This is a genomic window from Acidovorax sp. T1 (genome assembly GCF_002176815.1).
In the GTDB taxonomy this organism is placed as follows: Bacteria; Pseudomonadota; Gammaproteobacteria; order Burkholderiales; family Burkholderiaceae_C; genus Acidovorax.
The window spans coordinates 684,148-703,317 of sequence record NZ_CP021648.1 but is presented as its reverse complement, the minus strand read 5'-3'; the positions used below and the strand labels follow the sequence as shown (position 1 = coordinate 703,317).

Genomic DNA, 19,170 nt, shown 5'->3' with positions numbered 1-19,170 from the left:
CTCCATTCAACCCGGCAGGCCTTGCGCCACGCTTGCAGCGGCGTCCCATTCGTGCTCGAACCAGTTGTCGCCTTCCAGATAAGCGCGCAACATGGTCAGGCTGTCCAAGCCCCAGAAGACCTTGCCATCGACCTCGAAGGCCGGCACGCCAAACACGCCGCGCGCGGCGGCGGCATCGGTGTTGCTGCGCAGCAGCGCCTTGGCGCGGGCACCGTCGGCATCGTCGGGCTGCAGCTGCGGCTCCAGCGCGGCGGCCAGGGCCGTGAGGCGCTGCGCATCCAGCGCGTCGTGCCCGCCCTGCCACACATGGCGCAGCAGCGTGCCGGCCACAAAGCGGTTGATGCGGCCGTCGCGGCTGCAGGCCAGCGCCTGGCGCAACAAGGGCAGCGGATTGAACGGATGCCGCGCCGGCATCGCAAGCGGCACGCCCAGCGAGTGGCCCAGCCAGGTGACATGGCGGTAAGTCCAGTCGCGCTTCGGAAGAATGCCCGCCGGCCCCGGGTTGCCATGCTGCTTGAGCAGCGCACCCAGCAGCACCGGGCGGTATTCCACGCTGTAGCTCAGGCCTTCCAGCACCTCGGGCAGGCGCTCGAAGGCCAGCCAGGCGTAGGGCGAGACAAAGTCCAGGTAGAAGGTGATGTGCTTCATGTCGGCTCCTTGGCCACGGCTTCGGGCGGGAATGGCATGCCGGCGCGCTGCGCCAACCGCGCCCAGATGGCCAGGCGCTCGGCGCTGTCGGCCAGTGCCCAGGCGCGGATCTCGGGGATGGTGCGAAAGCATCCCTCGCAGCGGCTCTGGTCTTCGGTCATGCGGCACACCGAGATGCAGGGCGACGGGATCACCTCGTTTGAATCGGCATCAAAATAGCCTGCAGCGCTTAACAGTTGTGCGCGAGCAGCTATTGATTTTGCAGCATTCATGCCACCACCTCCTGCACCACGTCCACCACCGGGGCGCCTGTCAGGCGCTGCAAGTCGCCCGGATGCAGCGCAAAAACGCCATGCGGGTGCCCGGCGGCCGCCCACACCACGTCAAAGCGCAGCAGCTCCTGGTCGATCAGCGTGACCGGCGGCGTGGCGTGCGCGATGGGCGAGACACCGCCGATCGAAAACCCCGTGCGCTCCTTCACGAAACCGGCATCGGCCCGGCCGATCTTGCCCACATGGGCCTCGACCTTTTTTTCGTCCACGCGCCGGTCGCCCGAGGTGATGACCAGCACCGCAGCGTCGTCGCTCTTGCGCCGAAAGATGATGCTCTTGGCCACCTGCCCCACCAGAATGCCCAGCACATCGGCCGCCTGCTGCGCGGTGCGCGCGGCGTCGTCGAGCATGCGCGGCATATGGGGGTGGCCCTGGGCCTGCAGGGCCGCCGCCACCCGCTGCACCCCTTCGGGCAGCGCCTTTAGCTGAGCGCCGCACATGGCTTGCTCTGCCGGCGCCATCAGCCGGCCCTCTTGGCGAGCAGCGCCGTGGCCGCGCGCGAGTGGGGCTTGCGGCCCAGGAAATCGCTGATGTAGGCGCCCGCGTCCACGAGCTTGTCGAGGTCAATGCCCGTCTCGATGCCCATGCCGTGCAGCATGTAAACCACGTCTTCGGTGGCCACGTTGCCCGTGGCGCCCTTGGCGTAGGGGCAGCCGCCCAGGCCCGCCACCGAGGTGTCGAACTGCCACACGCCCATCTCCAGCGTGGCCAGGGTGTTGGCCAGCGCCTGGCCATAGGTGTCGTGGAAATGGCCCGAAATGTCGTCAATGCCGTAATGCTGCAGCGTGGCCTCGACGGCGCGCTGCACCTTGCGCGGCGTGCCCACGCCAATGGTGTCGGCCACGCCCACATGCTGCACGCCGATCTGCTTCATCAGGCCCGCCAGATACGCCACGCACTCGGGCGCCACCTCGCCTTCATAGGGGCAGCCCACGGTGCAGCTCATGGCGCCGCGCACGGCAATGCCCGCTGCGCGCGCCGCCTCGACCACGGGCGCAAAGCGCTCAATGCTTTCGGCAATGGAGCAGTTGATGTTTTTCTGGCTGAAGGCCTCGCTGGCCGAGCCGAACACCACGATTTCGTCGGGCCGGTCGAGCACGGCGGCTTCGAAGCCCTTGAGGTTGGGCGTGAGCACCGAATAAACGACGCCGCCCTGGCGCGCGATGCCGCCCATCACCTCGTGGTTGTCGGCCATCTGCGGCACCCATTTGGGCGACACATAGCTGGTGACTTCGATGTTTTTCAGGCCTGCGTCCTGCAGGCGGTGCACCAGGCCGATCTTGACGGCGGCCGGCACGGGAGATTTTTCGTTTTGCAGGCCGTCGCGCGGGCCGACATCGACGAGTTTGACGCGTGGGGGAATGCGCATGGGAAAGTCCTTCCATCCAATCTGCGGGCCGGCGGCCCGGTCAATAGCCGCGCCCGGGGTCCACGATACCGGCAATGGCCTCGCCCCGCGCCAGGGCGCCGATCTTGCCTGCGATCTGGGCAATGCTTTCCTCGCGCAGCGTGCGCGCCGAGGTGTGGGGCGTGGCGGTGATTTGGGGGTGGTTCCAGAACAGATGACCGGCGGGCAGCGGCTCGGTGCGGAACACGTCGAGCGTGGCGCCAGCAAGATGGCCGCTGTCCAGCAGCGCCAGCAGGTCGGCATCCACCAGGTGCGCGCCGCGCGCCACGTTGATGACGTAGCCGCCCGGCTGCAGGCGCGCCAGGTTGTCACGGTTCAGGATGTCCTGCGTGTCCGGCGTGAGCGGCAGCAGGTTGACCAGCACGCGGCTGGCGGCCAGAAAGTCGTTGAATTGATCCGCGCCCGTAAAAGCACGCACGCCGTCAATCGCCTTCGGGCTGCGACTCCAGCCGTTGATCGGAAAATCAAACTGCGCCAGCGCCTTGGCCACACGCTCGCCCAGCACGCCCAGGCCCATCACGCCCACGGGGAAATCCTGGCGCAGGCGCGGCTTGCGGTAGGCCCATTGCCCCGCGCGCATGCCGGCTTCGTACTGGTCGAATTCGCGGAAATGGCGGATGACCGCGTGGCACACGTACTCGGCCATCTGCACGGCCATGCCGGCATCGTCCAGCCGCACCACCAGTGCAGCGGGCGGCAGGCGCAGCTTGAGCAGCGCATCCACGCCCGCGCCAATGTTGAACAGGGCTTTGATGCCCTGCTGTTCGTCCATGAACTGCTGGGGCGGCGCCCAGACCACGGCGTAGTCGGCCTGCGGCGCGCCGGGTTTCCAGACGGTGATATCGGCCTGCGGCAGGGCGGCCTGCAGGCCCTGGAGCCAGGGCTCGGCCTTGGTATCGGTACAGCAAAAGGTGATTTTCATGGCGGCCAAGGGTAACGGCATTACGCCCCCGGTGCTGTCGCGCACGGGGGTTCCCACCGGGGCATTACGCCTTTTCAGCCACCACCAGTTTCAGCAACTCGGCCCCTTCGGTCACCTGGTCGCCGGGCGCGTACAGGAGCTCGGCCACCACGCCATCGACCGGCGCGGCAATGGTGTGCTCCATCTTCATGGCTTCCATCACCGCCAGCGGCTGGCCCCGGGTCACGGCATCGCCCGCCTTCACGGCGAACGACACCACCTTGCCAGGCATGGGGGCGGTCAGGCGCCCACCTTCGGCCGCTGCCTCGCCCGCGTGGGCCAGCAGGTCGATGGCGGTGATCTGCGTGGCGCCCAGCGGGGTGAAGACATGGTCCACCTCGCCCTGCGCATACACGGCAGCGCGCGTGCGCTGGCCGGCAAACTGCAATTCGATGCCCTGCGCCAAGGCACTGAACACCAACGGGCTCGCCACCTGCGCGGCACCCTCACCCACCGCCAGGTGCAGGCTGCCACCGCGCTCGTAGGTCAGCCAGGCCTTGGCGTGCTCGCCACCAAACTCGAACTCAAAGCGGCGCTGCACCACGCCATGCGTGTGGAAACCGTCGCGGCAGCTGAACGGGTCCACGCCCTCGCTGGCGCGCTCGCGCAGCAGGGTTTGCGCCACGGCAGCGGCAGCGGCCAGGGGCAGGCCCACGCTTTCCTGGTGGAACAGCACGGCCTGCTCGCGCGGAATCAGCGCGGTGTCGAGCTTGGCGCTGGCAAATGCCTCAGTGCGTGCCACGCGGCGCAGAAACTGCACATTGGTTGCCAGGCCCACGATGTGGGTCTGCGTCAGGGCTTCATCCAGCCGCGCCAGCGCCTGCTCGCGCGTGTCGCCGTGCACGATGAGCTTGGCCACCATGGAGTCGTAGAACGGGCTGATCGCATCGCCCTGGCGCACGCCGGAATCCACGCGGACTGCACCCCGTTCAAACGTCACGCACTCGGGCAGCGCGTACACGTTGAGCGCCCCTGTGGCAGGCAGGAAGTTGTTGTCGGGGTTCTCGGCGCAGATGCGCGCCTCGATGGCATGGCCGTGGATGCGCAGGTCTTCCTGCCTCAAAGGCAAAGGCTCGCCGGACGCCACACGCAGCTGCCACTCCACCAGATCCAGGCCGGTGATGGCCTCGGTCACGGGGTGCTCCACCTGCAGGCGGGTGTTCATCTCCATGAAATAGAACTTCATCTGCTCCGGGGCGTCGTAGCCGCCGGGCTGCTCGACGATGAACTCCACCGTGCCCGCGCCCACGTAGTTCACCGCCCGTGCGGCGGCGACGGCGGCCTCGCCCATGCGGGCGCGCAGCTCGGGCGTCATGCCAGGGGCGGGGGCTTCTTCCAGCACTTTCTGGTGGCGGCGCTGCACCGAGCAGTCGCGCTCGAACAGGTACACGCAGTTGCCGTGCGTGTCGCCAAACACCTGGATCTCGATGTGGCGGGGGCGCTGCACGTACTTCTCCACCAGCACCGCGTCGTCACCAAAGCTGTTGATGGCCTCGCGCTTGCAGGAGTCGAGCGCCGCGGCAAAGTCCTCGGCCTTGTCCACCGCGCGCATGCCCTTGCCACCGCCGCCAGCGCTGGCCTTGATGAGCACCGGGTAGCCAATGCGGTCCGCCTCGCGCTGCAGCAGAGCGCGGTCCTGGTCAGCACCGTGGTAGCCGGGCACCAGGGGCACCTGGGCCTGCTCCATGAGGCGCTTGGACTCGGCCTTCAGCCCCATCGCATTGATGGCGCTGGCGGGCGGGCCGATGAAGACCAGGCCTGCGTCGGCACAGGCCTGGGCAAAGTCTTCGTTCTCGCTCAAGAAGCCGTAGCCGGGGTGGATGGCCTGCGCGCCCGTGGCCTTGGCAGCGTCGATGATGCGCTCCCAGCGCAGGTAGCTGTCCTTGGGCGCGCTGCCGCCGATGTGCACGGCCTCGTCGCACACGGCGACATGTTTGGCGTTGGCATCGGCGTCGGAGTACACGGCGACGGTTTTCACGCCCAGGCGCTTGGCGGTCGCGGCCACTCGGCAAGCGATCTCGCCGCGATTCGCAATCAGGATCTTTTTAAACATGGCGCCCTCCCGCGGCGAGATCGCCTGCGCACGCTGCGCGTGCCAAGCAATTTGCAGAAACATCCGCTGCGCGGGTGCTTTGCTTCGCCTGGCCGAAGGCCAGAACACCGCGATTGGCGATCAGAATCTTTTTGAACATTTAAGCCACCTTGGCAGAACCAGAAAAGAAAGAGGAAAGACGCCGCACCACCGCGCGCAGAAACTTGAACAGCACCACCAGCAGCAGCACCGAAACGATCACCATCACGACCAACGCAATGCCGAACGCCACCGGGTGCTGCGTGGCCAGCCACACCACGGCCACCACCAGGCCGTCTTCAAAGAACGACAGGCCCCAGTTGGAAAACGGCTCGGGCGATGTGTTTACCGCCGCGCGCGTGGTCATCTTGGTGGCCAAGGCCGTGGCAGAGAGCGAGCCCCCCAGCAGCCCCGCCACCACGGCCATGGTGGCGTTGTCGGCGCCGAACACGCCGTAGGCCAACGCAGCGCCTGCAGGCACGCGGATGACAGCGTGCACGGCGTCCCAGGCACTGTCCACCCAGGGCACCTTGTCGGCAAAAAACTCCACCATCAGCATGAAGCCGCTGACCATCAGCACCAGCGGGTGCTGCAGCATCGCCAAGCCGGGCGGCAGGGGCATCCAGCCCAGCACACCCATCATGCCAACGAGGAACACCACGGCATACAGCCGAAACCCGCTGGCCCAACCCAGCGCGGCGGCCAGCGCCAGCAGGCTGGGCATGTCGAGTTTTGCAGTTGCTGTGGCCGCCGCGTCGCCCACGGCGCGCGCGGTGCCGCCATCCACATGCAGCCCCAGCGTGTGGAGCCACTGAACGATGTTGAACCAGAGGGTGTCCATGGCCTGCACCGATCAGCCCAACCAGTTCGGCTTGCGCTTGTTCAGGAACGACTGCACGCCTTCCTTGCCCTCGTCGCTGGCGCGGATGTCGGCAATGCCCTGCACGGTGGCGGCAATCAGGTCGGCGGTGATCTCGCGCTCTGCCACATCCATCACCAGCTTCTTGCACACGCGCACGGCGTTGGGGCTGGCGGTGGTCAGGGCTTTGAGCAGTTCATCGACCTTGGCGTCGAGCTGGTCTGCGGCCACCACTTCATGCACGAAGCCGATGCGCAAGGCTTCTGCCGCGCCAAAGCGTTCGGCCGTCAGAAAGTACCGGTGCGCCGCGCGTGCGCCCATGGCGCGGATCACATAGGGGCTGATGGTGGCGGGGATGAGCCCCAGCTTGACTTCGCTGAGGCAAAAACCCGCCGTGTCCACCGCCACGGCCATGTCGCACGCGGCCACCAGGCCCATGCCGCCGGCATACACATCGCCCTGCACGCGGGCTATTGTTGGCTTGGGACACTCGTAGATCACGCGCAGCATCTCGGCCAGCTTGCCCGCGTCGGCGATGTTCTCGCCCTGCGTGTAGTCGGCCATGCGGCGCATCCAGTTGAGGTTGGCACCGGCGCAGAAGGCAGGGCCTTCCGCTGCCAGCACCACAGCTCGCACATCGGCGCGGCTGCCCACATCCATGAAGGCCGCCGTGATCTCGGCAATGACTTCGTCGCTGAAGGCGTTGCGGATCTCGGGCTGCGTGAGCGTAATGCGCGCCACGGCGCCGGTCTGGGTGATGGAAAGGTTCTGGCTGCTCATGGCTTAGACGGGTTTTGCAAGAAGTAGACAAGGTTCCGCTCCGGACAGGGCTGGCCCAGCGCGGTCAATGCCGCAGTGATCCGGCAGCGCCCGCACGGCATCGAGCAGGCGCGCCGTGGCCCACACGTTGTAGCGCGCAAGCTGGGTGAAGTGGGCAACAGCGTCCATGGCAGCTCCCGGCGCGGTCACATGCGGAACAGGCCGAACTTGGTGTCTTCGATCGGCGCGTTGCGCGTGGCCGCCAGGCCCAGCGCCAGCACGCGGCGGGTGTCGGCGGGGTCGATCACGCCGTCGTCCCACAGGCGGGCGGTGGCGTAGTAGGGGTGGCCCTGGTCTTCGTATTGGCGGCGGATGGGGGCCTTGAAGGCTTCCTCTTCCTCCATGCTCCACTGCCCGCCCTTGGCCTCGATGCCGTCGCGCTTGACGGTGGCCAGCACGCCAGCGGCCTGGTCACCACCCATCACGCTGATGCGGGCGTTGGGCCACATCCACAGGAAGCGGGGTGAGTACGCCCGGCCACACATTCCGTAGTTGCCCGCGCCAAAACTGCCGCCGATGATGATGGTGAACTTGGGCACGCTGGCCGTGGCCACAGCCGTGACCATCTTGGCGCCGTTGCGGGCAATGCCTTCGTTTTCGTACTTGCGGCCCACCATGAAGCCGGTGATGTTCTGCAAAAACACGAGCGGAATCTTGCGCTGGCAGCACAGCTCGATGAAATGCGTGGCCTTGAGCGCCGACTCGCTGAACAAAATGCCGTTGTTGGCGATGATGCCCACAGCCATGCCCTCGATGCGCGCAAAGCCCGTGACCAGTGTGGTGCCGTAGCGCGCCTTGAACTCGTCAAACTCACTGCCGTCAACGATGCGGGCGATGATCTCGCGCACGTCAAAGGGTTTGCGCGTGTCTACGGGGATCACGCCGTAGAGTTCCTCTGCTGCGAATTTAGGAGCTATTGGCGCTTTATCCGCGGGCGCTAGAGCCTTGTTTTTATTCAAATTGCGCACTGCATTGCGTGCCAGCTGCAGTGCGTGCAGGTCGTTCTGCGCCAGGTGGTCGGCCACGCCGGACAGGCGCGTGTGCACGTCACCGCCGCCCAGGTCTTCGGCGGTGACGACCTCGCCCGTGGCGGCTTTGACCAGTGGCGGGCCGCCCAAAAAGATGGTGCCCTGATTCTTGACGATGATGGACTCGTCACTCATCGCGGGCACATACGCGCCGCCCGCCGTGCAACTGCCCATGACCACGGCAATCTGCGAGATACCCATGGCGCTCATATTGGCCTGGTTGAAGAAGATGCGGCCAAAGTGGTCGCGGTCGGGGAAGACCTCGTCTTGATTCGGCAGGTTGGCGCCGCCCGAATCCACCAGGTAGATGCAAGGCAGGTGGTTTTGTTGCGCCACTTCCTGGGCGCGCAGGTGCTTCTTGACGGTGAGCGGGTAATAGGTGCCGCCCTTCACCGTGGCGTCGTTGCACACGATCATGCAGTCCACGCCGCTCACGCGGCCAATGCCCGCGATGAGGCCCGCGCTGGGCGCGTCGTTGTTGTACATGTTCAGCGCGGCCAGCGGCGCCAGCTCCAGAAACGGCGTACCGGGGTCGAGCAGCATCTGCACGCGCTCGCGCGGCAACAGCTTGCCGCGGGCCACATGCTTGGCGCGGGCAGCCCTGCTCGTCTCAGTGTTGCCGCCCTGAGCCACCTTGTCGAGCTGGGCGCGCAGGTCATCCACCAGCGCGCGCATGGCGGCGGCGTTGGCCAGAAAGTCCGCCGAGCGGGCGTTGAGTTGGGTGTCGAGAATGGTCATGCTGTCGTGCTCTTTCAAGCGGTTTTCTGTTCAACGAGAACGGGCGGGGCCTTGATGTCGTCGCGCACCCTGCACTTGTGGCACCAGCCTGTCACCGACATCGGGAACGCTGCACCAGAGCCCCGACCATCGCGCGGCTGCCGGAGCCGCGCGCCTGGGCGCCACAGCGAATACCCCCAAGCATAAAAGCCAGGTTCCGAGCCAGGTTGCCACAAAGGTTGCAAATCGTGCCATGACTGCGGCACACTCTGCAGCGTGGAATCCCTTAACCCCTGCGCGAGCTCCCCGGCGCAGCCGCTCACGGCGGCACACACGCCGGCAGTCACCCCCATTGCTTTTGTGCGGGCAATCGCCCGGGCTTACGAGCAACGGAAGCTGAGCCCCCACCGCGCACTGGCCCAGGCACAAATTGCGCCGCAACTGCTGGACGACGACCACGCCCGCATCACCGCATGGCAGATGGAACAGGTGTCGGCCGCCGCCATGCAGGAACTGGACGACGAGGCGCTGGGCTGGTTCAGCCGCCGCCTGCCCTGGGGCAGCTACGGCATGCTGGCGCGCGCGTCCATCAGCGCGCCGCACCTGGGCGTAGCGCTGGCGCGCTGGTGCCGCCACCATGGCTTGCTGACCGAGGACATCGCACTGCACCTCAGTTCACAGGCTGCCACCACCACGCTCTCCATTACGGAGGCCCGCGACCTGGGCCCGCTGCGCGAGTTCTGCCTTGTGTCCATGCTGCGCAATGTGCTGGGGCTGTCGTGCTGGCTTGTGGATTCGCGCATCCCGCTGCAGTCGGCGCAATTTGCCTTTGCTGCGCCCACGCATGCCCAGGCCTACGGCGTGCTGTTCCGCACGCCTGTCACCTTCAGCGCGGCCCAAACGGCCATCACGTTTGACGCCCGCTACCTGGCCCTGCCCCTGCGGCGCGATGAGGCAGCCTTGCGCCAGATGCTGCAGCACGCCCTGCCCCTGACGGTGCTGCAATACCGGCGCGACCGCCTGCTGGTGCAGCGCGTGCGGCAGCTGCTGGGCACTGCGCAGGCGGGGCAAGGCGGGCATGCTGCAACGGCCCTGCCGCTGCACAGCGCCGAGACCCTGGCCCACCTGCTGCATGTATCGCCGCGCACGCTGCACCGCCAGCTCAAGGAAGAAGGCGCCACACTGCAGGGCCTCAAAGACGAGGTGCGCCAGAGCCGCGCCAAGGACTTGCTGCACCGCACCGACCGCCCCATCAAGCAGGTGGCCGAGGCGGCAGGCTTTGTCAACGAAAAGAGCTTCATCCGCGCCTTTCGCGGCTGGACGGGGCATTCGCCCGCCGAGTTCCGGCGCCAGGCGCGGGCGGCGGCGTGAAATGCACCCTGCGTGGCAGGCATTGCATCCACCGCATGCCTACACTGTCCCGTCGCCACCGCTGGCCCGCGCCCTGCACCATGGTCCACATCCACCCCTGATTGGATTGCCACGCCACTTGCCCACGCCATGATCTCCATCGACGACCACACCACCATCGGCGAAGCCCTCGCGCGCGCCGCCGCGGCCTACGGCCCCAACAGCCTGCTGGCCGTGCCCGCCAACCCGGCACGCAGCTACGACCCGCAGGGCCGCGAGATCAGCTACACCGAAGCGGCCGCGCAGGTGCATGCACTCGTGCAGTGCTACCGCGCCGCCGGCTACGGCCTGGGCCACCGCGTCGGCCTGTTTCTGGAAAGCCGGCCCGAGCACCTGCTGCACAAGCTGGCGCTGAACACCTTGGGCGTGTGCGTGGTGCCCATCAACCCCGACTACCGCCCGCGCGAGCTGGCCTACCTCATCGACCACGCGCGCATCGACCTGCTCGTGGCGCTGCCCGTGCGCCTGCCCGCCGTGCATGCCGCGCTGGCCGAGGCGCACCACCAGCCCCCCGTGGCCACGCCCGACGACATGGCGGCGCTGCCCGGCCCGCTGCAGCCCGCGCAGGCCGGCGAACCGCAGGCCGACACGCCCGCCAGCATCCTCTACACCTCGGGCACCACCGGCCAGCCCAAGGGCTGCGTGCTGTCGCACCGCTACGAACTGGCCGCGGGCGACTGGTATGCGCGCCGGGGCGGCCTGGTGGCCATCCGTGAGGGGCAGGAGCGCCTGTACAACCCGCTGCCGCTGTTCCATGTGAATGCATCCATCCTGTCGTTCTATTGCATGCTGCTCACCGGCGGCTGCCAGGTGCAGACCGACCGCTTTGCCCCGTCGCGCTGGTGGCAGGAAGTGTGCGAGAGCCGCGCCAGCATCGTGCATTACCTGGGCGTGGTCGTACCCATGCTGCTGGCCCAGCCGGTAAGCCCGCTCGAGCGCGCGCATGGCGTGCGCTTTGGCTACGGCGCCGGCGTGGAGCCACAGTTGCACGCGGTATTCGAAGAACGCTTTGGTCTGCCGCTCATTGAGCTGTGGGGCATGACCGAGATCGTGCGCGTCCTCTCCGACCACCATGCGCCGCGCCAGGTCGGCACGCGTGCCTTTGGCCGTGCAGAGCCCGGGCTGGAGGTCTGCGTGATGGATGAAGCCGGCGCCGAAGCTCCACCCGGCCAACCCGGCGAAATGGTGGTGCGCCACAGCGCCGCCACACCGCGCAAGGACTTCTTCAGCGGCTACCTGAACGACCCCGAGGCCACCGAGGCAGCTTGGCACGGTGGCTGGTTTCACACTGGCGACATCGTCACGCAGGACGCCAGCGGCATGCTGCGTTTCATGGACCGGCGCAAGAACATCATCCGCCGTTCGGGCGAGAACATCGCCGCCGCCGAGGTCGAGGCGCTCTTGCTCACCCACCCGCTGGTGCACCAGGCCGCCGTGATGGCCGTGCCCGACGCCGTGCGCGAAGAAGAGGTGCTGGCCTGCGTGGTACTGAAACCCGCCGCGGCCACCGACCTGCCGCCCGCCACCGTGGCGCGCACCCTGCAGGCGTTCTGCCTGCGCGAAATGGCCTATTACAAGGCGCCGGGCTGGTGGTGGTTTGCCGACGAGATTCCCACCACCGGTACACAAAAGATCCAGAAGCACCGCATTTTTCCGGCGGGCAGCGACCCACGTGCGCTGGCGGGAATGGTGGATTTGTGTGCACTCAAGAAGCGGCAGGCGGGGTAAAGATTTTTTCAAAAACAATAGCTGCTAGCCCAATTAAAACAAGGGCTAGCAGCACATTTGATGCTGAAAGTTTTATTTCAGCGCCCCAAACACCTTCTTCAAGATGGCGCTGCCCGCCGCCGCCGGGTTCTGGCGCAGTTGCTGCTCCTGCTCGCCAATCACCAGATAGAGCCCGTCCAGCGTCTTGCCGGTGACGTACTGCTCGATGGTCGCGTCTTCTTTTTTCACCAGACCAAAACCCGCCGCCTTGCCCGCAAAGGCGTTGTACTGCTGGGCCAGGCCCACCTGGCTGGTGGCCTGGGTGACGACGGGCAAAAACTTCTGGCCCAGCGGGGCGCGTGTTTTTTCGGAAAAGAACTGCGTCACCGACGTGTCGCCGCCCGCCAGGATGTTCTTGGCGTCGGTCACTGTCATGTTGCGCACGGCGCCGACCAGCAGGTCCTTGCCCATGGGCACGGCGGCCTCGGCGGCGCGGTTGATGGACGTTTCCAGCGCTTCGATGCGCTGGCCCTGGCCGAAGCGCTTCATCAGCTTGGCGGCATCCTCCAGATAGCCCGGCAGCGGGATGCGCACCTTGGGGTTGTTCAAAAACCCGCCGTTCTGGCCCAGCAGGCCCACTGCCGCCAGCGCGCCCTGCTCCAGCGCGGCTTTCACGCCGCTGCTGGCGTCAGCATTGCTCAGGTCACCGAGCGACAGGGCCTGCGCCCGCGTGGTGGCCAGGAGGATCAGGGCGGCCAGGCCGGAGGTCTGGAATTGGCGTCGTTGCATGGAAGGCTCCTTGGAAAAAACGAAAAACTGCCCTCAGTGTGCCGCTTGTGCACCCGGCGTGGCAATGCGGCGCCTAACCGAGCAGCGCCAGCAGCTCGCCCATGTCGGCCATCACATGCCGGGCGCCCGCCGCGCGCAGCGCCTCGGGCGAGCCGTGGCCCACGGGCGAAGGGCTGTAGCCCACCACCGTGGCGCCCGCGGCCACGCCAGCGGCAACGCCGGTGACCGTGTCTTCAACCACCAGGCAGCGCGCGGGCGGCACGCCCACGGCGGCGGCGGCCGCCAGGTACACGTCGGGCGCGGGCTTGGTGGCCGGCATTTCGTGGCCACTGAAGATGCGGCCGGCAAAGTACGGCGCCAGGCCCACTTTTTCCAGCTGCATCTCGACCTTGAAGCGGTCGGCGCCCGAGGCGCAGGCGATGCGCCCGCCCAGCCGCGCATGCACGGCGCGCACGGCATCGACCGCACCCGCGATGGCCTGCAACTCAGCCTCCAGCCGCGCATTGCGGCGGGCGTAGAACTGCGCCATCCAGGCGTCGGTCAGCGGGCGGCCGGTGTGCGCTTCGATGCGCGCGGCCTCGCTGCGCACCGTCTTGCCGATGAACAGGCGCATGCAATCTGCAGGCGCCAGCGCCCAGCCGGCCTCGTTGAGCATGGCGCAGAGCACGCCGTTGGTGATGGGCTCGCTGTCCACCAGCACACCGTCGCAGTCGAACAAAATTGCTTCAAATTTCATAGCTATTGGCGCTTTATCAATAAGGGCTGCGGGCCATTTTGGCTTCCAATCAGCGGCTGTCACCGTCCACGTAATACCAGCGCCCGGCCTCGCGCACGAAGCGGCTGCGCTCGTGCAGGCGCACGGCACGCCCGCCCGTGCCCAGCCCGGCGGTGCGGTAACGGGCGACGAACTCGACCTCGGCATGGTCGGCATCCAGCACGCGCTGGCTGCGCACCGCAAGGCCCAGCCAGTGCGCGCCGGGCTCGAACTCCAGCGTGGCCGGGCGCTGGCTGGCGTGCCAGGTGGCCAGCAAATAATCGCGCCGCTGCAGCACGAAAGCGCTGTAGCGCGAGCGCATCAGGCGCTCGGCATCGGGCGCGGGTGTGGTGTCGAAATGCTCCACATAACGGCCGCAGCAGTCGGCATAGGCCAGCGGTTTGCGCTGCGGCAACAGGGCGCCGCAGGGGCATGGCAAGGTGGGCGTGGGCTGGGGCATGGCGTGGCGGCTGTGGCAAATAAACCGGTCGATTATTGAACGTAGACTGCAGCCTGCGCGGCAGCCGCCGCCCAATGCGAAGGTGATCGAAGGAGATGCCGATGTTCTCGATGAGCGTGCCGTGGTGGGAGTTTGTGCTGCGCGGGGTGGCGGTCTATCTGTTCCTGCTGGTGTTTTTGCGCCTGTCGGGCAAGCGCCAGACGGGGCAGTACGAACCCTTTGACCTGATCTTGCTGCTGATCCTGTCGAACGCGGTGCAGAACTCGATGAACGCGGGCGACAACTCGCTGGTGGGCGGGCTGATCTCGGCCAGCACGCTGATGCTGTGCCATGTGGCACTGGCACGGCTGGCCTTTCACTTCCCGCGCGTCGGGCGCTGGGTGGATGGCGAAGCCCAGGTGCTGATCCGCCAAGGCCAGCTCAACCAGGCGCTGATGCGCAAAGAACTGCTGACCCGCGACGACGTGGAGGCCGCCCTGCGTGCGGGCGGCTGCCTGCACGCGCACGAGGTGGAACGCGCCACCATCGAAACCAACGGACAGATCACCGTGGTGCTGCGGCGGCACAGCGAAGATCGCCCTGGAGAAAACCTCTAGCCCTTTTCTGGCGGCAGATGGCGGCCTTTTTTAGCAAGCGCCGCAGCACAGGCCCGGGCAGGCCGTCACCTCATGCCGCCGCGCCCAGCTGCGCACTGATCTGGCGGGCCACGCTCTGCACCAAGGGAATCACTTCGCGCATCCGCGCTTCGTCGGCGTAATCATTCGTGCTGGTGACGCTGATGGAGGCAACGATCTCGCCGCTCGCATCGCGCACGGGGGCTCCCACGCAGCGGATGCCGGGGGTGTTTTCATCCATGTCGAAGGTATAGCCCTGCGCGGCATAAATCGCCATGGCTTCCAGCCACTCGTCCAGCGAGAGCCGCCCGGCCAGGCCCTTGGCAGCCTCCTGCTCGTAGCGCTTTTTCCAGGCGGCAGGCCCCTGGTCCAGGATCAAGGCCTTGCCCACGCTGGTGCAGCACACGGGCTTGCGCCCGCCGATGCGGGTGTTGACTTCGATGGGTCGCCGGCCACCGATCTTGTCGAGATAGATGATGCCTTCGTCTTCAGCGAGCGCCGCCAGGTGCACCGTATCCTGCGTCTGCTCGGCCAGAGCCTCCAAGAAGGGGCGCGCGGTGGTCATGAGCGGCGAATCCCGGTAGGCGATAAAACCCAGCTCAACCAGCCTGCGGCCCAGGCGGTAACCCTTGCGCGGCTCGAAGCGCAGGTAGCTGATCTGCACCAGCGCCGATGCCAGGCGGTGCGTGGTGCTGAAGGTGATGCCGGTCTTCTCGGAGATCTCTTGGACCGTGCGGCAACCTTCCGCAACCGCACTGACGATGTCGAGCCCCCGAAACAGCGTCTGGCTGGCGAGGGGCTTGGCTGTTTTTGCGGCGGTGGCGGCTTTGTCAGTCATGGCATGAAGCGCAGGTGAGGCGCTGGGCAAGCACGATGGAACACAGTGGCCACCGGCACCCACGCCCCACGCATGCCTGCAAGTTACGCGTCCAGCGGTTGGCCGGTACGGTCCTTGGTGAAGCTGATGGCGATCAGCGAAACCAGTGCACACAAGCCAATGAAGATGGCGACCGGCACATAGCTGCCACCATAGTGAGCCACCAGCGCCGTGGCGATCAGCGGCATCGGGCCGCCCACCAGTGCCGCGCCCACCTGGTAGCCCAGCGAGATGCCGGTGTAGCGCACATTGGGCGGAAAGCTCTCGGCAAAGAAAGTGCCCAGCACGGAGCCATAGGTGGACCAGATGATGGAGAAGCCGACCACCACCGCGATCGTCGAAACCATGGCCGAGCCCTGGTTCAGCAGCCAGAAGTACGGGCCGGCATAAATGGCAATGGCGATCGTGCCCATCACAAACACCTTCTTGCGGCCGATGCGGTCCGACAGCGCGCCGAAAAACAGCATGACAGGCACGGCAATCAGTGCGGCGATCAACACCACGTTGAGCGCTTCCACGCGCTTGTAGCCCAGGCTCACCAGGTACGAGATGGTGAACGTGGCAAACAGGAAGAACGTCGAGGTTTCAACAAACTTCGCGCCAATGGCGATCAGCACGGGGCGCCAGTGGTGGGTGAGCGTTTCCATCAGCGGCAGCTTGTTGCCGGCTGCGGCCTTAGGGTTGGCCTTGGCCTCGGCGGCCACCTTGCGGAACGACGGCGTTTCTTCCACCTTGTTGCGAATCCACATGCCGATCAGCACCAGCACGATGGACAGCACGAACGGAATGCGCCAGCCGTAGGACAGGAAGGCTTCTTCCGAGAACACGGTGCTCAGACCCGAAGTGGCCAGGTTGCCCAGCGCCAGACCGAACAGCGCACCGGTTTGCGGCACGGCACCAAAGAAACCGCGCTTGTTGGCGGGCGAATATTCCACGGCCAGCAGCACGCCGCCGCCCCATTCACCCCCCAGCGCCAGGCCCTGCAGCAGGCGCAGGACGGTCAGCAGAATCGGCGCCCAGATGCCAATTTGGTCGTAGGTGGGCGTGAAACCGATCGCCACCGTGGACAAACCCATGATGGACAGCGTGATCACCAGCGTTTTCTTGCGGCCCACACGGTCGCCGACATGGGCGAACACAATGCCGCCAATGGGGCGGATCAGGAAGGCGAGCGCGAACGACGCAAGCGCCAGCAGCTGGCTGGTGACGGGGTCACTCGAGGGGAAAAACAGTTTGGCAAAAACGATGGACGACATGGTTCCGTAAAGGAAATAGTCGTACCACTCGATCGTGCTGCCCACGGCGCTGCCGAAAAGTGCACGGCGACGGTCGGCATCGCTGACGGAGGCTTCCGCAGTGGGCTCAGCCGCCGTGGGGTTCAGTTGTGTTGCAGTCATGTATTGACTTCTCTCTCAGTTGTTTGACTGGCACCGATCAGATGCCGTACCCACCGGAGCAGCCGCCCGCCGCACGCATCCGGCACATCTTTTGAATGTGCGCGACCTGCGCCGAAAGCGTCTGCCCGGCCCCTCGCTGTCGACTTCAGGCGCGCTGCTTGAGCAGATCCAGCGCCACATCCACGATCATGTCCTCCTGGCCACCGACCATGCGCCGCTTGCCCAGCTCCACCAGAATGTCCACGGCTTTGAGGCCATACTTCTGGGCCGCCACCTCGCTGTGGCGCAAGAAGCTGCTGTACACCCCGGCGTAGCCCAGGGCCAGCGTCTCGCGGTCCACCCGCACCGGCCGGTCCTGCAGCGGGCGCACGATGTCGTCGGCCGCATCCATCAGCTGGTACAGGTCGCAGCCATGGTTCCAGCCCAGGCGCGCTGCGGCGGCAATGAACACTTCCAGCGGCGCATTGCCCGCGCCCGCACCCATGCCCGCCAGGCTCGCGTCCACCCGGTCGCAGCCTTCTTCCACCGCCACGATGGAGTTGGCCACCCCCAGGCTCAGGTTGTGGTGGGCGTGCATGCCGGTTTGCGTCTCGGGCTTGAGCGTGTCCTTGAAGGCGCGGAAACGGTCGCGCACGTCGTTCATGGAGAGGGCTCCGCCCGAGTCGACCACGTAGCACACGGTGGCGCCGTAGCTTTCCATGAGCTTGGCCTGTTGGGCCAGCCCTTGCGGCGTTTGCATGTGGCTCATCATCAGAAAGCCCACGGCTTCCATGCCCAGGTGGCGGGCGTATTCGATGTGCTGGCGGCTGATGTCGGCCTCGGTGCAGTGCGTGGCCACGCGCACGATGCGCGCGCCCGCGTCGTAGGCGGCCTTCAAGTCGTGCACGGTGCCGATGCCCGGCAAGAGCAAGGTGGCAATCTTGGCGTGTTTGACGACGCTGGCCACGGCTTCGATCCACTGCACGTCGGTGTGGGCTCCAAAGCCGTAGTTGAAGCTGCCGCCTTGCAGGCCGTCACCGTGGGCGACTTCGATGGAGTCGACCTTGGCGTCGTCCAGGGCCTTGGCGATTTGCTTGGCCTGCTCGACGCTGTACTGGTGGCGGATGGCGTGGCTGCCATCGCGCAGCGTCACGTCGGAGATGTAGATCTTCTTGGATTGGGGGGTGCTCATGCGGTTCTCCTTCAGGCGGCGGCGTTGGCGCTGGCGGCGGCCAGGATGCGCTGGGCCATGTGCTCGGCGGTGCGAAGGCCGGCGCTGGTCATGATGTCCAGGTTGCCCGCGTAGGCGGGCAGGTAGTGGGCTGCGCCCTCGACTTCCAGGAACACCGAGGTTTTAAGGCCACTGAGGTGGGTGCCAACGCCGGGGATGTTCAGGCCTTCGATGCGGTCGAACTGCACTTTTTGCTTCAAGCGGTAGCCGGGCACGTAGGCCTGCACGTCGGCGGCCATGCGCTCGACCGATGCGGCAATGGCAGCCTCATCGGCGAAGTCGCTCAGGGTGTAGACGGTGTCGCGCATGATCAGCGGCGGCTCGGCCGGGTTGAGCACGATGATGGCCTTGCCTTTGGCGGCGCCGCCCACCACTTCAATGGCTTTGGAGGTGGTTTCGGTGAATTCGTCGATGTTGGCGCGGGTGCCGGGGCCGGCGCTCTTGCTGGAGATGGAGGCGACGATCTCGCCGTAGTGCACCTTGGCCACGCGCGAGACGGCGGCGACCATGGGGATGGTGGCCTGGCCTCCGCAGGTGACCATGTTCACGTTCAGGGCGTCCAGGTGGTCTTCGCCGTTGACCACCGGGATGCAGTAGGGGCCAATGGCCGCGGGGGTGAGGTCGATCAGGCGGATGCCGGGCTTCAAACTGCGCAGGAAGGCGTCGTTCTTGACGTGGGCGCCGGCGCTGGTGGCGTCAAAGACCACGTCGATGTCCTTGAACACGTCCAGCCGCGTGAGGCCTTCGACGCCTTCGTGCGTGGTGGCCACGCCCATGCGCGCTGCGCGCGCCAGGCCATCGGACTGCGGGTCGATGCCCACCATGGCGCCCATCTCGATGTGCTGGCCGTGGCGCAGGATCTTGATCATCAGGTCGGTGCCGATGTTGCCGCTGCCAATGATCGCGGCCTTGAGTTTTTTCTGAGCGTTTGACACGTTACTCCTGTATCAGGGCATTGCGCCCTCTTTGGACAAGGCGCTAGTGTAGGGATTTTTTCTCAATAATCAATATATAAAATTGATTCTCAATAAGTGAGAAATCATACCCTGGCTGCCCCCCTGGAGCAGCCAGGGCCGGCGAGAACACCCCTGGAGATGGGGCCTGCAAGC

At 66.3% G+C, this 19,170-nt stretch carries 21 protein-coding genes; 3 read left to right on the top strand and 18 right to left on the bottom strand.

Annotation, left to right across the window (positions count from 1 at the left end):
• Window positions 1-6 precede the first annotated feature (6 nt).
• The 11 genes from CCX87_RS03360 to CCX87_RS03320 form a co-directional block, all read right to left on the bottom strand.
• Window positions 7-648, bottom strand: a complete 642-nt coding sequence (locus tag CCX87_RS03360; protein WP_087743730.1) for a 2-hydroxychromene-2-carboxylate isomerase — start codon at window positions 646-648, stop codon at window positions 7-9.
• Window positions 645-920, bottom strand: a complete 276-nt coding sequence (locus CCX87_RS03355) for a DUF1289 domain-containing protein (RefSeq protein WP_087743728.1) — start codon at window positions 918-920, stop codon at window positions 645-647. Before CCX87_RS03355 ends, CCX87_RS03360 begins: the two co-directional genes overlap by 4 nt.
• A complete protein-coding gene (locus CCX87_RS03350) occupies window positions 917-1,420 on the bottom strand; it encodes a YbaK/EbsC family protein (RefSeq protein WP_087748151.1) in 504 nt (167 codons plus the stop codon). Before CCX87_RS03350 ends, CCX87_RS03355 begins: the two co-directional genes overlap by 4 nt.
• 20 nt (window positions 1,421-1,440) lie before the next feature.
• Window positions 1,441-2,349: a hydroxymethylglutaryl-CoA lyase gene (locus CCX87_RS03345; RefSeq protein WP_087743726.1), complete on the bottom strand. Its 909-nt coding sequence runs from the start codon at window positions 2,347-2,349 to the stop codon at window positions 1,441-1,443.
• 40 nt (window positions 2,350-2,389) lie between these two features.
• The gene (locus CCX87_RS03340) at window positions 2,390-3,310 is read right to left on the bottom strand and encodes a 2-hydroxyacid dehydrogenase (protein WP_087743724.1); all 921 of its coding nucleotides are present in this window, start codon (window positions 3,308-3,310) and stop codon (window positions 2,390-2,392) included.
• A gap of 64 nt (window positions 3,311-3,374) precedes the next feature.
• Window positions 3,375-5,402, bottom strand: a complete 2,028-nt coding sequence (locus CCX87_RS03335; protein WP_087748150.1) for an acetyl-CoA carboxylase biotin carboxylase subunit — start codon at window positions 5,400-5,402, stop codon at window positions 3,375-3,377.
• The gene (locus CCX87_RS20685; protein ID WP_157667102.1) at window positions 5,395-5,541 is read right to left on the bottom strand and encodes a hypothetical protein; all 147 of its coding nucleotides are present in this window, start codon (window positions 5,539-5,541) and stop codon (window positions 5,395-5,397) included. Before CCX87_RS20685 ends, CCX87_RS03335 begins: the two co-directional genes overlap by 8 nt.
• Entirely contained in the window at window positions 5,542-6,261 is a 720-nt protein-coding gene (locus CCX87_RS03330) for a DUF4126 domain-containing protein (RefSeq protein ID WP_087743723.1), read from the bottom strand. It abuts the gene before it with no gap.
• 12 nt (window positions 6,262-6,273) lie between these two features.
• Window positions 6,274-7,059, bottom strand: a complete 786-nt coding sequence (locus tag CCX87_RS03325; protein WP_087743719.1) for an enoyl-CoA hydratase/isomerase family protein — start codon at window positions 7,057-7,059, stop codon at window positions 6,274-6,276.
• A gap of 3 nt (window positions 7,060-7,062) precedes the next feature.
• Window positions 7,063-7,227 carry a hypothetical protein gene (locus CCX87_RS21060; protein WP_198314815.1) on the bottom strand — a complete coding sequence of 55 codons (165 nt, stop codon included), beginning with the start codon at window positions 7,225-7,227 and terminating at the stop codon, window positions 7,063-7,065.
• A gap of 17 nt (window positions 7,228-7,244) precedes the next feature.
• Window positions 7,245-8,864: a carboxyl transferase domain-containing protein gene (locus tag CCX87_RS03320; RefSeq protein WP_087743717.1), complete on the bottom strand. Its 1,620-nt coding sequence runs from the start codon at window positions 8,862-8,864 to the stop codon at window positions 7,245-7,247.
• A gap of 255 nt (window positions 8,865-9,119) precedes the next feature.
• Between CCX87_RS03320 and CCX87_RS03315 the strand changes: the two genes are divergently transcribed.
• Entirely contained in the window at window positions 9,120-10,214 is a 1,095-nt protein-coding gene (locus CCX87_RS03315) for an AraC family transcriptional regulator (RefSeq protein WP_087743715.1), read from the top strand.
• Window positions 10,215-10,343: 129 nt separating this feature from the next.
• Window positions 10,344-11,981 carry an AMP-binding protein gene (locus tag CCX87_RS03310; protein ID WP_087743713.1) on the top strand — a complete coding sequence of 546 codons (1,638 nt, stop codon included), beginning with the start codon at window positions 10,344-10,346 and terminating at the stop codon, window positions 11,979-11,981.
• A 72-nt stretch (window positions 11,982-12,053) separates the two neighbouring features.
• Here CCX87_RS03310 and CCX87_RS03305 read toward each other — a convergent pair whose 3' ends face one another.
• From CCX87_RS03305 to CCX87_RS03295, 3 genes are all read right to left on the bottom strand, one after another.
• Window positions 12,054-12,749, bottom strand: a complete 696-nt coding sequence (locus tag CCX87_RS03305) for a DUF4197 domain-containing protein (protein ID WP_087743711.1) — start codon at window positions 12,747-12,749, stop codon at window positions 12,054-12,056.
• A 73-nt stretch (window positions 12,750-12,822) separates the two neighbouring features.
• Entirely contained in the window at window positions 12,823-13,485 is a 663-nt protein-coding gene (locus CCX87_RS03300) for an HAD family hydrolase (protein ID WP_087743709.1), read from the bottom strand.
• 49 nt (window positions 13,486-13,534) lie between these two features.
• Complete coding sequence (locus CCX87_RS03295; RefSeq protein WP_087743707.1) at window positions 13,535-13,963, bottom strand: YchJ family protein; 429 nt, start codon at window positions 13,961-13,963, stop codon at window positions 13,535-13,537.
• Window positions 13,964-14,064: 101 nt separating this feature from the next.
• Here CCX87_RS03295 and CCX87_RS03290 point away from each other — a divergent pair, with 101 nt between their 5' ends.
• Window positions 14,065-14,559, top strand: a complete 495-nt coding sequence (locus CCX87_RS03290) for a DUF421 domain-containing protein (protein WP_087743704.1) — start codon at window positions 14,065-14,067, stop codon at window positions 14,557-14,559.
• A 70-nt stretch (window positions 14,560-14,629) separates the two neighbouring features.
• On the opposite strand, the gene CCX87_RS03285 is transcribed toward CCX87_RS03290, so the two are convergent.
• The 4 genes from CCX87_RS03285 to CCX87_RS03270 all read right to left on the bottom strand — a co-directional run bounded on the left by CCX87_RS03285 (window position 14,630) and on the right by CCX87_RS03270 (window position 18,996).
• A complete protein-coding gene (locus CCX87_RS03285) occupies window positions 14,630-15,415 on the bottom strand; it encodes an IclR family transcriptional regulator (RefSeq protein WP_087743701.1) in 786 nt (261 codons plus the stop codon).
• Window positions 15,416-15,498: 83 nt separating this feature from the next.
• A complete protein-coding gene (locus tag CCX87_RS03280; protein ID WP_087743699.1) occupies window positions 15,499-16,851 on the bottom strand; it encodes an MFS transporter in 1,353 nt (450 codons plus the stop codon).
• Window positions 16,852-16,996: 145 nt separating this feature from the next.
• Complete coding sequence (gene dmpG / locus CCX87_RS03275) at window positions 16,997-18,022, bottom strand: 4-hydroxy-2-oxovalerate aldolase (protein ID WP_087743697.1); 1,026 nt, start codon at window positions 18,020-18,022, stop codon at window positions 16,997-16,999.
• An 11-nt stretch (window positions 18,023-18,033) separates the two neighbouring features.
• A complete protein-coding gene (locus CCX87_RS03270) occupies window positions 18,034-18,996 on the bottom strand; it encodes an acetaldehyde dehydrogenase (acetylating) (RefSeq protein ID WP_087743695.1) in 963 nt (320 codons plus the stop codon).
• Window positions 18,997-19,170: the final 174 nt, after the last annotated feature.

Coding starts and splice junctions, on each gene's coding strand:
- CCX87_RS03355 (WP_087743728.1), bottom strand. CDS start 920: ATGAATGCTGCAAAATCAATAGCTGCTCGCGCACAACTGTTAAGCGCT.
- CCX87_RS03345 (WP_087743726.1), bottom strand. CDS start 2,349: ATGCGCATTCCCCCACGCGTCAAACTCGTCGATGTCGGCCCGCGCGAC.
- CCX87_RS03335 (WP_087748150.1), bottom strand. CDS start 5,402: ATGTTTAAAAAGATCCTGATTGCGAATCGCGGCGAGATCGCTTGCCGA.
- CCX87_RS03350 (WP_087748151.1), bottom strand. CDS start 1,420: ATGTGCGGCGCTCAGCTAAAGGCGCTGCCCGAAGGGGTGCAGCGGGTG.
- CCX87_RS03295 (WP_087743707.1), bottom strand. CDS start 13,963: ATGCCCCAGCCCACGCCCACCTTGCCATGCCCCTGCGGCGCCCTGTTG.
- dmpG (WP_087743697.1), bottom strand. CDS start 18,022: ATGAGCACCCCCCAATCCAAGAAGATCTACATCTCCGACGTGACGCTG.
- CCX87_RS03310 (WP_087743713.1), top strand. CDS start 10,344: ATGATCTCCATCGACGACCACACCACCATCGGCGAAGCCCTCGCGCGC.
- CCX87_RS03330 (WP_087743723.1), bottom strand. CDS start 6,261: ATGGACACCCTCTGGTTCAACATCGTTCAGTGGCTCCACACGCTGGGG.
- CCX87_RS20685 (WP_157667102.1), bottom strand. CDS start 5,541: ATGTTCAAAAAGATTCTGATCGCCAATCGCGGTGTTCTGGCCTTCGGC.
- CCX87_RS03285 (WP_087743701.1), bottom strand. CDS start 15,415: ATGACTGACAAAGCCGCCACCGCCGCAAAAACAGCCAAGCCCCTCGCC.
- CCX87_RS03320 (WP_087743717.1), bottom strand. CDS start 8,864: ATGACCATTCTCGACACCCAACTCAACGCCCGCTCGGCGGACTTTCTG.
- CCX87_RS03340 (WP_087743724.1), bottom strand. CDS start 3,310: ATGAAAATCACCTTTTGCTGTACCGATACCAAGGCCGAGCCCTGGCTC.
- CCX87_RS03280 (WP_087743699.1), bottom strand. CDS start 16,851: ATGACTGCAACACAACTGAACCCCACGGCGGCTGAGCCCACTGCGGAA.
- CCX87_RS03290 (WP_087743704.1), top strand. CDS start 14,065: ATGTTCTCGATGAGCGTGCCGTGGTGGGAGTTTGTGCTGCGCGGGGTG.
- CCX87_RS21060 (WP_198314815.1), bottom strand. CDS start 7,227: ATGGACGCTGTTGCCCACTTCACCCAGCTTGCGCGCTACAACGTGTGG.
- CCX87_RS03305 (WP_087743711.1), bottom strand. CDS start 12,749: ATGCAACGACGCCAATTCCAGACCTCCGGCCTGGCCGCCCTGATCCTC.
- CCX87_RS03360 (WP_087743730.1), bottom strand. CDS start 648: ATGAAGCACATCACCTTCTACCTGGACTTTGTCTCGCCCTACGCCTGG.
- CCX87_RS03325 (WP_087743719.1), bottom strand. CDS start 7,059: ATGAGCAGCCAGAACCTTTCCATCACCCAGACCGGCGCCGTGGCGCGC.
- CCX87_RS03300 (WP_087743709.1), bottom strand. CDS start 13,485: ATGAAATTTGAAGCAATTTTGTTCGACTGCGACGGTGTGCTGGTGGAC.